Source organism: Polynucleobacter sp. JS-Safj-400b-B2 (assembly GCF_018881975.1).
Taxonomy (GTDB): Bacteria; Pseudomonadota; Gammaproteobacteria; order Burkholderiales; family Burkholderiaceae; genus Polynucleobacter.
Genome location: NZ_JACVPJ010000011.1, coordinates 17,365 through 31,887, shown reverse-complemented (window position 1 = coordinate 31,887; position 14,523 = coordinate 17,365). Strand labels below are relative to the sequence as shown.

The 14,523-nt window shown below is 42.1% G+C and carries 11 protein-coding genes; 7 read left to right on the top strand and 4 right to left on the bottom strand.

Features of this window, described 5'->3' with window-relative positions; all coding sequences use genetic code 11:
- The 7 genes from ICN48_RS10925 to ICN48_RS10895 form a co-directional block, all read left to right on the top strand.
- The coding region (locus tag ICN48_RS10925; protein ID WP_216153726.1) for a hypothetical protein at positions 1 to 1,872 on the top strand (1,872 nt) is incomplete at its 5' end.
- 13 nt (positions 1,873 to 1,885) lie between these two features.
- Positions 1,886 to 3,844, top strand: coding sequence for a type I secretion system permease/ATPase (locus ICN48_RS10920; RefSeq protein ID WP_216153725.1), 1,959 nt, complete (start codon positions 1,886 to 1,888; stop codon positions 3,842 to 3,844).
- A gap of 40 nt (positions 3,845 to 3,884) precedes the next feature.
- Entirely contained in the window at positions 3,885 to 5,237 is a 1,353-nt protein-coding gene (locus tag ICN48_RS10915; protein ID WP_216153724.1) for an HlyD family efflux transporter periplasmic adaptor subunit, read from the top strand.
- A gap of 165 nt (positions 5,238 to 5,402) precedes the next feature.
- A complete protein-coding gene (locus tag ICN48_RS10910; RefSeq protein ID WP_216153723.1) occupies positions 5,403 to 6,662 on the top strand; it encodes a TolC family protein in 1,260 nt (419 codons plus the stop codon).
- 89 nt (positions 6,663 to 6,751) lie between these two features.
- Positions 6,752 to 7,666, top strand: a complete 915-nt coding sequence (locus ICN48_RS10905) for a nodulation protein NodZ (RefSeq protein ID WP_216153722.1) — start codon at positions 6,752 to 6,754, stop codon at positions 7,664 to 7,666.
- 22 nt (positions 7,667 to 7,688) lie between these two features.
- The gene (locus tag ICN48_RS10900; protein ID WP_216153721.1) at positions 7,689 to 8,105 is read left to right on the top strand and encodes a hypothetical protein; all 417 of its coding nucleotides are present in this window, start codon (positions 7,689 to 7,691) and stop codon (positions 8,103 to 8,105) included.
- 172 nt (positions 8,106 to 8,277) lie between these two features.
- The gene (locus ICN48_RS10895) at positions 8,278 to 9,249 is read left to right on the top strand and encodes a class I SAM-dependent methyltransferase (protein ID WP_216153720.1); all 972 of its coding nucleotides are present in this window, start codon (positions 8,278 to 8,280) and stop codon (positions 9,247 to 9,249) included.
- Here ICN48_RS10895 and ICN48_RS10890 read toward each other — a convergent pair.
- The 4 genes from ICN48_RS10890 to ICN48_RS10875 are packed head-to-tail and all read right to left on the bottom strand — an operon-like array spanning position 9,246 to position 14,507.
- The gene (locus ICN48_RS10890; protein WP_216153719.1) at positions 9,246 to 12,071 is read right to left on the bottom strand and encodes a hypothetical protein; all 2,826 of its coding nucleotides are present in this window, start codon (positions 12,069 to 12,071) and stop codon (positions 9,246 to 9,248) included. The genes ICN48_RS10895 and ICN48_RS10890 overlap by 4 nt on opposite strands.
- A gap of 13 nt (positions 12,072 to 12,084) precedes the next feature.
- Positions 12,085 to 13,407, bottom strand: a complete 1,323-nt coding sequence (locus tag ICN48_RS10885; RefSeq protein WP_216153718.1) for a nodulation protein NodZ — start codon at positions 13,405 to 13,407, stop codon at positions 12,085 to 12,087.
- Between the two features lies 1 nt (position 13,408).
- Positions 13,409 to 13,624, bottom strand: coding sequence for a hypothetical protein (locus ICN48_RS10880; RefSeq protein WP_216153717.1), 216 nt, complete (start codon positions 13,622 to 13,624; stop codon positions 13,409 to 13,411).
- A gap of 25 nt (positions 13,625 to 13,649) precedes the next feature.
- On the bottom strand, positions 13,650 to 14,507 hold the full coding sequence (locus ICN48_RS10875) for a hypothetical protein (RefSeq protein ID WP_216153716.1): 858 nt from the start codon (positions 14,505 to 14,507) through the stop codon (positions 13,650 to 13,652).
- Positions 14,508 to 14,523: the final 16 nt, after the last annotated feature.

Sequence of the window (14,523 nt, the reverse complement as noted above, 5' to 3'; positions counted from 1 at the left end):
CACGTCAGTGATGTCCAAGCTCACCAAGCACTCGATGCGGGCTTGCAATTTGCTGAGCACGGTCAGATTACTGTGGATGCCCATAGCACCCACTTATCAAACAGCCTCAAAGATCTTGAGAAGTTACACGTAAGCAATATGGGTATTGGCGCAGGCGCAGCCGGTACCGATGGTATTGCTGGCGCAGCAGCAGGCTTAACCACTGTTGAACTCGGTGCTGGCATTAGCTTGCACGACGCTGCAACTTCAACTGATCTGCCACAGTTTGCTGCTGACCACTTCACCCTGGGCGCTGACATCAACGCCTTGTTAGGTGACACCTCTTTACACACCGATGCCAATGCCTTACATGGCCACGGTTTAAATGACATTACTGCTGATCTGAGCAGCTTGCTTGCCAATGCGCCAGAAGGCGGCTTTGCAACGGGTGATATCAGCCATATCGATGGACAACTGGCTGGTATGCAACACGCGCTAGCAGGCACCGGTGTTGAGTTGCACGTCAGTGATGTCCAAGCTCACCAAGCACTCGATGCGGGCTTGCAATTTGCTGAGCACGGTCAGATTACTGTGGATGCCCATAGCACCCACTTATCAAACAGCCTCAAAGATCTTGAGAAGTTACACGTTGATCACGTTAATGTCTATGGAACTGCAGATGGTGACTTGACACATTCCTACGATGCTCACATCAATTTATTTAGTAAAAATGATGTTGCAACTTTGTCAGAGGTGTTAAGTGCTAGCTTGCCGGACTTTAATGCTGCTGGACATGCTGCCAATGTCACACTAGATATTCTGAATGACAGCGCTAATTTAACTACCGATCTGAATGTTCTTAACAATGGTGGAAATTCTGCTGTAGTAAATAATTTGGTTGCTCATGGTATTGACCATATTGCCATTCATGAGGCATTAGGCTTAAGTCTTGATCCAAGCAATGATTGGATGCATTTAGATAGCTTGAAAGATATTCATGAGCTCAACTCCAAATTAGACTTTGAGATCAAGGTATCTGGTTCTAATGCATATGACCATATCAATATGCCAACCGAACAAGATCTGCTTGCCACGGCAACCAATTTTGATAGCGCCTTAGGTTTTGATGGTTTTGATATCAATAACCTTACAGATGCTCAGAAGTATGGTGAGTTAATTAAGGCGTTGACCGAATCTGGCGTACATGACTTTGTAGTAGAGAGCGGTAATGTTGAAGTAACCGACCATTTGGCTTCTGCTTTGATCGATTCTGGCATGCTCCACGCATTGCCGCAGGCTAACTTGATTTTGGATGCCTCAGCTGATCTCTATAGAGTAGCTAGCGATGCCGGTTTCTACCAAGATACAGAGATTGCTCGACTTTCTACCAGCTTGAAGTCTATGGCTGACCTAGGTGTTGATGGTGTGATGAGTGGTAATGCTCACCAGTTGTTTGTTGATCTTGGTTTGCCAACGAATGACGCACATGCAATGAGCGATATTCATGATCTGTTGTCTGCCTTAGATCCCGCCAATGCTGCTAAGCCGATCGCATTTGATGCTGATGGCAAGCAAGTGGGTATTTCATTGATTATTTCAGATGCAGAAGCGGCAACGATTAAGGCTGGACACGGCTTTACTGAAACAGATTTAGTGCATTTGAGTCACCTCGGAGTAACTGATGTGGTCGTTGGTGGTTCAGGCGATACCAGCGCTTCTAAGTCATTGCTTGAGGCTAATTTAACTACCCAAGCAGCACAAGATGCGGCGACAAGCGATTTGGCTGCTAAGTCAACCGCTCCAGCTGGCCCTCCATTATTACCAGAAGTCAAGGTAATTGGTCAAACCGACCCATTGCATGAGATACTTGACCCAACTAAGTTACACCATTGATTGAGTGGAGAACATGATGAATGATTCAACTCAAGACCCATTGAACCCAAGCTCCCCAGGCGCATCTGGTACGCTAGGGAATGGTCAAGGCGCTTTTTCAGCTGCAGAAGAGAAACATTCTTTTGGCTCGGCTAAAAAAGACGATATTCCTGAAGCCAAAAAGCGTGTTCGTGGTGAACTTGCCGATGATGGCCGCAAGCCAATTGAAGCAGTTTTATATGAATGCCGCCGTACCTTTTATTTGGCGATTGGTATAACTGCAATGGTCGACTTGCTATCGATTACACCAATGCTGTACATGTTGAATGTAATGGACAAGGCTATAAGCTCTCGCAGTGGTGTTACGCTGATCTCCTTAACGGTTTTGGTGATTGCTTTATACCTTTTTTGGTCTTCGATTGAATGGATTCGTAGTCGTTTACTTACTAGACTGTCATTACGAATTGATTGGGATTTATCAGCAGATATTTTTGATGCCTCATTTCGGCGTCACGTAGGCCGTAAGAACGTCGATGTTCACCAACTATTAGGTGATTTAACAAACTTGCGCCAATTCTTGACTGGTCAAGGAATACTGACCATTATTGATGCCCCATTTGCACTGGTCTTTATTGCCATTGGCGGGATATTCCACCCATTTTTGGCGCTGTTTGCCCTAGGTGCATCGTTAGTGATGTTGGCGGCAACGTATTTCACACAAAAAGTAACTAGCCCAATTTTGAAGGTTGCAAGTGATGCTCAGTCTGAGGCTGCCAGAGTAGCTTCTAATAGTCTGCGTCATGCTGAGTCCACTTTAGCCTTAGGGATGATGGGTGCCGTACGCCAGCAGTGGTATCGCCAGCACCATAAGTTTTTATTAAATCAGGTCAATGCCAGCGAAGCATCTGGACTGACCGGCGGCTTTTCAGGTTTCTTGAGTAAATCACTTCCTTCTTTACAGATGGGTTTAGGTGCATTCTTGGCAATGGAGGGATTGATCACTTCAGGTATGGTGATGGCCGCCAGTATGTTGATTTCTAAAGCAGTGAGCCCAATCCAAAAACTCTTAGGTGGTTGGAAAGATATTGTGGGTGCTCGTCAATCTTATGAACGTCTTAATGCGCTCCTGATTTCTGACTCTAAGCGCCAAACTCAAATGCAATTGCCTCCAGTGATGGGTAACCTGACAGTAAGCAAAACTGCAGTAGTGCCGCCAGGCCACAATAAAGCTGTTTTGTTTGACATCGATTTCAAGGTCAACCCAGGCCAAGTGGTTGCAGTAGTTGGCCCAAGCGCAGCTGGTAAAACTTGTCTTGCACGCCTATTGATTGGTGTCTGGAAACCTGCACGTGGTTCAGTACGTTTAGATGGCGTTGAAATCTCCGATTGGGATCACGATGAGTTTGGTCCGCAAATTGGTTATGTCCCACAAGAAATTGAATTCTTCGAAGGCACGGTAGCTGAAAACATTGCCCGTCTAGGTGAAATCGATGCCGATAAGGTGGTGCAGGCCGCTAAGTTGATTGGTATGCACGAAGTGATTTTGGCATTCCCGAAAGGTTATGACACGGAATTAGGTCAAAGCGGTTTTGCCTTATCCGGCGGTCAACGCCAGCGTTTGGCTATTTGCCGTGCAATTTACGGTATGCCTAAATTTATTGTGATGGATGAACCGAACGCTAACTTAGATGAGATTGGTGAGTCAGCCCTAGTGCATGCCATTAATTACCTCAAGTCACAAGGTAGCGCTGTGGTGATTACTACTCACCGCCCGCGTTTAGTAGGTGCAGCAGACAATCTATTGGTGCTGCGTAATGGTTCACAAGTTGGCTTTGGCCCTGCAGATGAAATGATTAATGCCGTACGCAACCTGCAAGTGGTTAGTAAGCCAAAAGAGGCGGATGATTCCTCTAACGTGGCCCTTAAAACAGGTACTAACGATCAAGCAATTACTGGCGCTGCCACTGGTTCTGGCCAGGAGGATGCTTCATAATTGCGGTCTTTCTGGTGCTCCTGATTTAAAATAATCCCCTATGGAAGAGTTGAATAAGGAACCAGGTCAAGATATTGCCTTACCTTCAGGTGAAGGGGATAAGGCATCTAAAAAAGAAAATGCACTGGTGGTGCAATTTCGTGAACTTGATAAGAAAACTGAGAGTTGGATTCAGTCTTGGAATCCTTACCATCCTGGCGCTATTCAAAATCGCGGTTTTGAACCGGTTGCGATTACTGAGTCAAAGCTGCGGAAAAAAACTGCCCGTGTCTTTTTAATCGCTTTTGGTCTTTTTTTGCTGTGGGCATTTTTTGCACCCATTAATGCTGGTGTCTCCACACAAGGCACTGTCATGGTGAGTGGCTATCGCAAGGTATTGCAGCATCCCACTGGCGGCGTTGTCCAAGAAATTTTGGTGAAAGAGGGCGACAGTGTAAATGAGGGTGATGTGCTCATTCGCATTAATCCTCTCAAGACACAAGCTGAACTCTCTGCAGCTGAATTGCAATATATCAACGCTCTAGTGACCGAAGCGCGCTTACAAGCGGAGCGTAAGGGCGACAAGCAAATCACTTGGCCAAAAGAGCTCAATACCTGGGGCAATGACCCTAAGGTATTAGAGGCTGAGCAGATTCAGCAAAAACTCTTTGATACCCGTCGTGCTGAATATAACCTTCAGCTATCAGGTAAACGCGCTCAGCTAGCTACATTGACCCAAGAGGCTAATAGCAATGCCCAGTTAGCTAAAGAAGGATATGTGTCGCAGGCGCAGGCTAATCAGGTGATGCGCATGAAGTTGGAGTCCGAGCTCGCTCTTAATACGATGCAATCGACCTACTTTAAAGATATTGACAATCAATTAGCCCAAATTCAGGCTACACGCGATGGTATGAAGGGGCGTTTTGAGGCTGTCTCCTTTGATCGCGATTTAACATCCATTAAGGCTCCGGTCACCGGCACGATTGTGGGTATGAAACTTAATACCGTTGGCGGCACAGTGCTTCCGAATCAGATCGTGGCTGAAGTCGTTCCAAAAGAGGCTGTGTTGATTGTCGATGCCAGGGTGCCACCTAATTTGATTGACCGCGTCAGAGTCGGCACACCAGTAGATATGCGCTTTGTGGCCTTTAATAGTGATACCACCCCAGTAATTGAGGGAACGGTAAAGCTGATTGGCGCTGATAAGATGCCAGCTCCAGAAGGCAGCGGGGGAGGAGAGTTTTATTTAGCTCAAGTAGAGGCCACGCAAGAAGGCTTAAAAGATTTGGGGAATGTCAAAATCCAACCCGGTATGCCGGTAGATACGATCATTAAGACGGGTGAGCGCACCTTTATGAGTCATCTATTGAAGCCGCTTACGGATAAGTTTGCCCGCGCCTTTCAGAGTCAGTAAAACTAATTTCCAATGGCGGATGTTTGCCAGTTTGCAACAGTGGTATGTAAAACAAGCATTAAAACTACTAGCAGAAAATATTGTTAGGTATCATATACTTACGTAGTTTTTCGTCATATCTTTTTAAGATTTTTAGTAAGATTTTTGTCAACGATTAATTCATTTATGCACACCACCTCTAAATCTGTTCTCACTATTGCATTAGCATTCTCAGGCCTCATTTATATCGCCAATGCACAGGCAGTCGATCTAACGGGTGCTTTTGAATTAGCGAAAAATAATGATCCCAAATATCAAGCAGCCAAAGCAGAAAAAGATGCCAATAAAGCCAATTCTGTTGCCAGTAGATCGGCATATCTACCGGGTTTAGTGTGGCAACAGTCTCAGCCTTCAACCATTAATTACTCGCAAAAGACGACTTCAGTCAATCAGCCGATTTTTGATGCGGCTAAAGGTGCCTCAGTAGCTCAAGGTGGCGCACAAAGTACTTTTGCCGATGCCAACTTTGCATCTCAGTCAATAGAATTGGCGCAGCGCACGATGGCTGCAGTTCAACAAATTGTGGTGGCTACCGAAGCGATTAAAGCCAATGACACCACTATCTCGGCGCTCGAATCCCAGTATCAAGGTGCTAAGCGTAAATATGAATTAGGCCAGGGCACTGTGACCGATTTATTGGATGTGCAGGTGAAGTTTGAGCAGGCTAAGGCCAATCACCTCACCCTCAAAGCGAACTTAAAGGCGGCGCAAGATCAGTTCAATGCGATTACGGGAGATTACCCCGCAACCAATGATTTTATTCTCCCTCATAAGCATGAGAATGCAAAGCTAAACCCGCTCGATGCCATTCTTGCAAAAGTGGACAGCGATAATCCAGCCATTATTGCAGCGATGGCCAATGAGAAAATTGCTAAATACGATATTGCCAAAGCATCTGCCGCAGTCTTGCCAACGGTAAGTTACACCTGGCAAAAAATTGCTGGTGGTGGCACTTATCCAGGCTCCACTAATAACGGTATGACGATTTCTATACCTATCAATGCCGCAGGGTATATCAATACATACGCATCCACCGCTAAAGCACGCCAGAGTACTGAAAATCGCATAGCCACTCAAGTGCAAACTAAGACCCAAGCACAAAATCTCTACGCTCAGGTAGAGGCGGGCTTTGAATCATTGAAAATTCGCAATCAAGCAGTTGACTCTGCCAGATTAAGCGTAACTGCCAACCAAAAGAGTTATGAGGCGGGTGTAAAAAGTACTACAGACGTATTGCTGAGTATTCAGAGTCTGGCGCAAACTAGAAATGATTACGCCCAAGCAGCTACACAGCTAGCCCTTAATTACATGACCTTGCTATTGATTGGGGCAGAAGAGCCTGATCAGGCTATGCAGCAAACGCAAGCGTTTTTGTTTCGTAAGTAACTTGAAAATAAAGAGACCTGTAGATGCTTTCTGATTGCTTCCATAGTCGCTAGTTATCTTCTTGTTTAATATTCCACCCGAAATCTAAAATGCACATTGTTTCAAAGCGAGACTCTGGACTGGGTGATATGTTGAGCCATTTATCCCATTCTATTTGGCTTGCAAAAAGTATTGGTGCAACGGTTTACCCTGATTGGCGAAATACTAGGTACCATGATCCAGAAAGTTTAGGGTTAAATTATTTCCTCGATTTTTTTTATCTAGAAGATGTTCCATATACGCAAACATTGCTCGATGTACCGAAAGACATCACCATTTTGCCTTATCGAGAAGCGCTTTCTATTGGGGGGTCATGCCCTCCATATTTCGAGCCCCCCATTTTTGAAACCTATGGTTTGACTGGCACAGTTCCAGCATTCGATATTTTTGTTTCTAGTAAGGTATTAGATTTTTTATCGCAACCTGTTCAATTTCAATACATGCGTAATATTAAAATTACCGAGACGATAAAAAAACAATGTAATGAAGTACTTCAAGATATGCGTCGATTTGATGGAAATATATTTGGAGTCCACATTCGTCATGGTAATGGTGAGCTCTATGCAGTCGGCAGCAAAGAAGAGACATTGCTATTTAACCGCTATGAAAAAATTCTAAATCAATTACTACAGCAGAATAAAAATTTAAAGTTTTTTTTATTTACCGATAGTCAGATTGTCATCAATTGGTTTGAGAAAAAATTTGGATCTGTTTTTAAAAATCCCAATGCTAGATTTCCAAAATCGATTGGTGAGCCAATGCACTTTAATGTCTATAAAGAGTTAGCTGGACACAACATCTTGCAGTGGTCCGTTCAAGATCTTTATCTTATGAGTCAACTTGACGGCCTAATTTGTGAATCTTGGAGCGCCTTTCCAAGGTGGGCAATAGCTAATAGCTCCCAAACCCTTCTCAATAACTTACTTATAATCAAATCAACTGATGCTATTGATGATGGTCAATAGCTCTATGGCTCATTAACATTGTATGGACCACTTGAATAAATCGCCTCTATTTTTTGGTTTGGAAAATTCTGCCTCTATTTCTTCTGAGGGTGACCTTTCTGAAAAGACGATAGAAAACTTGCGCTTACTCCAGGAGTTTATTGGGCAGCTAGAGAATCTAAATGCCAATACCATCGGCAATATCTCCAAGGATGATGGCGAATTCTTCCTTCAGAAATCAACGATGTCGATATTGCAGCGTGACGTTGTGAGCGCCTATCGCATTTTTCTTGGAAGAGAGCCTGAATCAGTAGATGTTATTAATCCTCGGGTTGGTGTTGAGCCTGCAAATCTTTTACTGGAATTTTTGAGCTCTCATGAGTTTTCCAGTCGACCAGAGGTGATTCAACTGCTTACCTTAATTGCAAAAAAGATCCTCGAAGCTAGATCTAAAACATAGGCGCTTAGTCTGTTAGACCCACTTAAATGGGGCGAAGACTATTTCTAATCTATAAATCGCTTAAAAAGGGCAAAAAACGGGCATTGGTGGAGGGGTAGGGGTCTAAGCCTATTTGTAGACCTTGCAATACAATGAAACATATTAATTTTAAGAAGTTATAGGTCGATCATACGTGTTAACCCCAGATGAAATTACTTTGGCCTACCAGCTACTGCTTGGTCGAAAACCTGAAAATCCAGAGTTAGCTCAGACTCTCCTGGCGGAGCATGGCTCCCTTGAGGACTTACGTCAACATATCATGGGGTTGTCTGAGTTTGCTAAATTGGCTAATAAATTCGCAGAACCTGCAAAACCTGCTTTGCGCCATCCTTTTGGTTTGCCCGCCATTCCAGTAGAGGTTGATTGCTCACAAAAACTCTTGGATCGAATGTTTCTCCGTATTGCTAAAGAATGGCAATTTTTGGGGGAAAGCAATCCATATTGGTCGGTAATTACTCAGCCAGCATACGACTTACTGGAATTTGAAAAAAATCGCGATCAATTTTATTCATCAGGAAAGCATACTGCGGATATTTTTCTTGCCAGTTTAAGGCGCTGCAGAATTAATCCCAATGAGTTGAAGAGTTGTATTGATTTTGGATGTGGCGTCGGTAGAGTGAGCGGCCACCTAGCTAGTATTTTTTCAAAAGTAATTGCTGTTGATATTTCGCAAGCGCATCTATCCTTGGCGGCTGAATATGCAAAGCAAAGCAACATTAACAATATTGAGTTTGTTCATGCTGATCGTATTGAGAGTGTTCTCACTTTACCAAAGGTAGATGCAATTTTATCGGTGATTACTTTGCAGCATAATCCTCCACCGGTAATTAATTGGTTGATTGAAAACTTACTGACCCTACTAAATCCAGGTGGTGTGGCTTATTTACAGCTTCCAAGCTATAGAAATGGATATTTATTTGAGGTTGAGCGTTACTTAAATACTCCTGAAACTAAGGGCTTGGAGATGCATTTTTTACCCCAAGACTATATCTTCAGGGCCATAACCAATTCAGGTTGTATTTGCCTAGAAGTTAGAGAGGATACTGCCGTGGGTGATGAATACAATATGCTGTCGAATAGCTTTGTCATCAAAAGGCCAGCTTAATTAAGCTTTTCGTAATCCTCTAAGTTCCACTTAAACAAAGACTCTTTGTTTTGTTCGCTATCTGAAGCCCTGTTAAGATGGTGATTGAGATCAAAATTCGGATAGCTTGGATTGACAACAAGATTGGGTTGGACAGCAAAGCTGAGCTCATTAAATACTCTGCCAGCATAATGAAGCGCCCCCAAACCAAAAGGCATTGATCTATAAGAAAGATATTTTAGAAACACTGGGATGACGTCCCGATGAAAGCCAAATGCAAATGCATTGCTGATTACTCCATTAGGCATATACAGATTTTCTGAGTAGGGCCGAGTTAAGTCCCAGTCAGATTGCATAGCTCCTAGTTGAAGCAATTTCCAATTCACCGGTAGTTGCTTAGCTGCTTTGTCCAATAAAGCTGCAAAATTTTTATGAAATAAGCAACCCTCCTCCAAAATGAGGAAATAGTCATGTTGAGAATTAAGACAGTCAATCAATACCTTTTCATAAGTAACTAAATCATTCCAAGAAGCTAGCGTTGGAATGGGTGGAGCCTTTGTGATTGTTTTAATGAAAATTGCTCTTTTTGCATCTGAAATATCATCAATGAAAAATTCTTTTGCACTCAATATCTTGTGATAATTTATTTTGGCATCAGACTCTAAGTAGGCGTTATAAGATTCATTTACTAGGGAAATTTGCTCTGGTGATGCGGATGAATTTAGGTAGGCAATATTCATTTGCTCCAAAGCCGCCCGAGTTTGGGGCTTAGCTTCCCCATGACCCCCAGAATCCATCAAAATGATCAAATCAAAGAGCCCTGCTAAGCCCTTTGACGCGGTTTTTCGATTATTAGGGCCCGAAACATCTTCAAGATGCTTTGTAGGGTTTTGGATGTAAATGCTCGATTTTTCGCTTTGTATTGGGGCATTATGATCAATATCGCCGGATCTTTGGTTAAGGAATTGCTCTGCCCCATCATGCGCTTGAACTTCAATAAACTGAGAAGAGTCGGCGATATCAAAAAAGCGCTGAGCCTCGTTAAATCCTACCTTACAGCATCGATTTGAAAAATCTACTATTGAGGGATAACTGGCAAAGGCATCGGTATCTAAAAAGCCTACTTTCCTAAAGGCTTGTGGTGTCAGGGTAAAAAGCAAATGAGAGCTATTTTTCACTCCGCCATATGCTGCGAGCGAATGCTCGAGGTGTAGTGAAGGTTCGCGAGCAGGGCTTGATTCATTGGAATCTGACTTGCTAGAGGTCGAGTGATTGTAAAAACTAAGGTGGTGGTAACCAGACAGCCTTGCATTTTGATAATACTTAGTGAGCCATCCCTTTTGTTTAAAGCAAATGATGTCACTACTCATCACCAGAAAATCAAAATTAATTTTTTGAGCAACATCTAGTAGCGCATTCAATTTAACAGCTTCGGACTCGCTATTGGAGGCTAGGATATGTAGCTCGAAAGGAATCCTGAGTTTTTGCAAGTAGGCATGAACTTCTTCAGAGGATTGATCTTCGGCAATCGCAATAACGATCTCAAATGGCTCTTCTTCGATAGAGGCTATAAGGCTTTCAACGAGTTTTTTTAATTGATGTAAGTGATTTGATGCTGTGATCCCAATGAGAACTTTGGGGTAAATTGATTTAAGTGTTGTTACCTTAGATGAAAACCGAGATAGTTCGGTTTCGAGAATCTTTTTTTGGATACTTTCTGTGCCTATATTTTTATAAAAAATGGAGTTTTCATGACTTCCAAGTGGCTCTAGCCAGCCAATTTTTCGTTTAATTGCTATTAGGGGTATTTCAATATCCGAACAATATTTAGAGAGCCAGATATCAGCCATATTGGGATAGTTAAAGTGGGGCAGTTTACTAATGATTCTTTTTGGTATGCATAAGGTGCCCGTTCCAATGATGTGTACCCGTCGGTTAACAAGGTTTTTATCCTTAAAGTGGTAAACGTAACGCGACTCTCTTGCATAGTAGCCCATGAAGGGATACTTTAAAACAGAGCCGTGGACGCCTACTGGTGCATTTACTTCGTTGGAGATTTTGACTAGCTGAGAAACATAGTTATTGGGATACTGGATATCGTCATCAAAGCTTATAAAGTAGTCAAATTCTTCCTTATCGTAAGCATAAAACTTGCCTGCATCACCACGGTTATCAAATTCATCAGATAGGAAGTATTTAAGCTTGGGATGCTCTTGGATCCACTGTGGAACAAAGTCAAAGTTATTTAAGTAGATACAGATAAGATCAACCTGATTAATAAGACTCATCAGAGCATTTTGAAGTTGTTCATCACGCTCTGGAATAGTGGCAACCCCTGCCACAATTCTAGGTTCATAAGTATTTTTTGATTTAGAGTGGTCAATATAAAATTTAATCGACTCAAACGAAAAACAGTCATCAATGATGGGATTTTTGAATGAAATTAGCAGTCGATTGCTACTTTTGTTGGACTCAAGAACGATAATGTGCCGATTCACATTCTTGATTGGGTCAATACTCTTTTGAAACAACTGTTGCCGATCTTCATCTATCGAGGCTATGGTTAGCTCGGTGTTTGAGATTAAGCCCGATATTTCTACGATTAATTTTTTATTTGCGTATTTTTCTGGCAAAGACATGACAAAGCCAGATTGCACGCCTGCAATTTTACAGACAAATTTTTGATTTTCAATTTTGCAGCCATCGGGATTAATGAGATCGCCGATATCTTTAAAAAGAAATTCATCATATTCATCCAGCTTGTATTTCGGCTGAAGAAGAGGTTTGATTGAATTATTCTTAGATTGAATTTTTCTTCCAAAAAATAGTGCAGTAGGATTCATATGAATGATCTATTTATGGATTTTGTTTAATTGCAGTTGATTGATTTTGACTGTTTTTTAAACGCCTTAAAAGGTTGCTCACTACCTCAAGAATCAGTGCTTCATTTTTTGGATTTTTGATAAATTCATCTGAAGATAGGAAGTGGGAGAGCAATTCAAAATCTGACAGTCCTACGCGTGCATTGACCACTTCTTCAGACTCGGGAATGCGGTTGAGGAAAAGCTTATAGGCACTAATCACGTCTCGTGAGGTCATGGGAATGCTACCAATTTGCTTTGGTGGTATTTTTGAGGCTGAAGAGGCAGATTGTCGAGCAATATTCTTGGCTAATGCAATTTTGGGGTGATCTAACTTGGGTACTCGGGGGGTAACTACAGATTCCTCAGTTGCTCTCGATGAACTTGTTGGTTTAATGGTGATCTTTTTCTCGGCTGGAATAGCAATTCTAGGCGGCCTGATCCCATGAAGATTTCGATTAAAAAGATTTGAGCCATTAGCCCTAGGCCAGCGAACAAAGCTACTCCAAGTATCGTAAATTAACCCATCTAGTTGACTCATTAGATACATATCTTCGACTGCCCATTTGAGGATGTTGTATCCATAGAGTTCAATATTCTGATTGTGGTGCATCGCTTTGCCAAAGTTCTTGGGAAATCGAACATTGGGGTTAATGAAAGGCTCTTCAATATTTTCACTAAACCAATCCACAACAGTTTGACTATCAGTAAAGAGAAAAAACCGCACATCCTTTTGTTTTTGGATTTCAGTGATTTGTGTTTTGTAAAGCTCAAAGAGTTTTTTTTCTGCATCGCTTCCGGCGGGATATAACTCCCCATTGCCATGCCGGATATGAACGGCATATATAGAATCACTCTTTTTTCTAGCATTGTTAAGAATTTTTTCGCAATCTTGCTGAATGCTATCGACAACCTGAATCATCTTCATGTATTCAAATTGGATGCTAGGAGCCAGCAAATCCTGAGGTCGAGTTGTAATGTAGGTATTAAATTTGGGAGCTAATCCTGTGAGCCCAAAGGTCTCTAGAAGTTGGGGCTCGATATGGTACTTTGCTTCGGGCTCATTAATAAGGCTACTACCATACGGAAGAACAATCCCTGACGACTCTATTTCTTCAAGTAAGCTTTTGGCATAAGGAAAATTTAACTGAAAAAATTCTGGGAAAAAATTGACACCCTTATTTTTAAGATCGTGATATTGCGTTACTCTCCAGTCAACAAATAGACTGGCTTCAAGGTGTTCTGACAACCACATGCAATGCGTGAGGTTGCTCAGCATATCACCCAAACCCGAATCTCTTTTTGAGATGATTTGCATACTATTTTTTTGGAATCTCTGCGTTTTCAAGATACAGATCGACAATCTTTTTTCGCAGAATATAGTTTTCTTCTGAATAGTAAATCAAAAGATTTTTTAATACCTGTGGATCATTCTCATGAGCAAGGTCTTCTGCGGTCAGTATTTGTGGCTCACTAGTCATTACTCTGGAGATGCGTAGCAATGAGTATTTTTCGTCTGCTGTAATCTCAATCATATTTTTTCCATTCTGACGCAGTTCATTAAGCGCCTTCAAATCCAGTAAATTGGATCCAAGGAATAGCCTTTTCAATATGTTGATTAAGGCTATTGGTGTTTATCATTTTTGGGTTTACAACTATTCTCCCCCCATTTTGCCGAACGGTCTCGTGGAAGGGAACATGTTCACTGATCATGCCATCCCTAAATAGGTTTTTTTCTGATTTGCCAATATAACTGGCATTTTTCAAAATCTGAGTTTTATAAATACCCAGCCCACCAAACGCAGAATCTACCTCTATGAGTGGGTGCAGGGGGTCAATTTCAATCATTCTTGAGTAGACAGCGGTAATTAAAGCTTTGTGATTATTGACTTTCAGTTTGCGTAAAAAGTCATAGCATTGCCAGCAATCATTGGGTGACCAAAATTCGTGCCGCAAGGCCCAAATATCATAATATGCCCCAATTTGGTTTGCAGTGCATACATCCCAGTCATCATTATCGAAGCAAGACAAGACCCCAGCTTCGCTGATTAGGGTTTGCATATTATCAAGGTCGGCAACAACGAGTAGTTCTACATCTTGGTATAGGGGATTGGTTCTTAATTCATGCAGATATTGATTTCGGCAATAAGCAATTCTCTCTGTTCTGGAGGGAATTGTGGGCTCTAAGTTACCTAAGCTCAAAAAATTAAACCATTGGCCATCTACCTCTTTTTTTGCTTCTAGTAGAGTTTTTGTATTGTCTGTGCTATCAGACTCCACTAAAAACCAATGTTGATTTTCAAATCGACTCAGCGCATTTTTTAGTTGCTCCATATTAGAAAGCAGGGCGCTCTCACAATTTCTAACTGTGCCAACAACTAAAATTTTTTTACTCAAAATATTGTTATAGCGCTCCAATTGATCTCCTTGAGCT

Coding starts and splice junctions, on each gene's coding strand:
- ICN48_RS10920 (WP_216153725.1), top strand. CDS start 1,886: ATGATGAATGATTCAACTCAAGACCCATTGAACCCAAGCTCCCCAGGC.
- ICN48_RS10915 (WP_216153724.1), top strand. CDS start 3,885: ATGGAAGAGTTGAATAAGGAACCAGGTCAAGATATTGCCTTACCTTCA.
- ICN48_RS10910 (WP_216153723.1), top strand. CDS start 5,403: ATGCACACCACCTCTAAATCTGTTCTCACTATTGCATTAGCATTCTCA.
- ICN48_RS10905 (WP_216153722.1), top strand. CDS start 6,752: ATGCACATTGTTTCAAAGCGAGACTCTGGACTGGGTGATATGTTGAGC.
- ICN48_RS10900 (WP_216153721.1), top strand. CDS start 7,689: ATGGACCACTTGAATAAATCGCCTCTATTTTTTGGTTTGGAAAATTCT.
- ICN48_RS10890 (WP_216153719.1), bottom strand. CDS start 12,071: ATGAATCCTACTGCACTATTTTTTGGAAGAAAAATTCAATCTAAGAAT.
- ICN48_RS10885 (WP_216153718.1), bottom strand. CDS start 13,407: ATGCAAATCATCTCAAAAAGAGATTCGGGTTTGGGTGATATGCTGAGC.
- ICN48_RS10880 (WP_216153717.1), bottom strand. CDS start 13,624: ATGATTGAGATTACAGCAGACGAAAAATACTCATTGCTACGCATCTCC.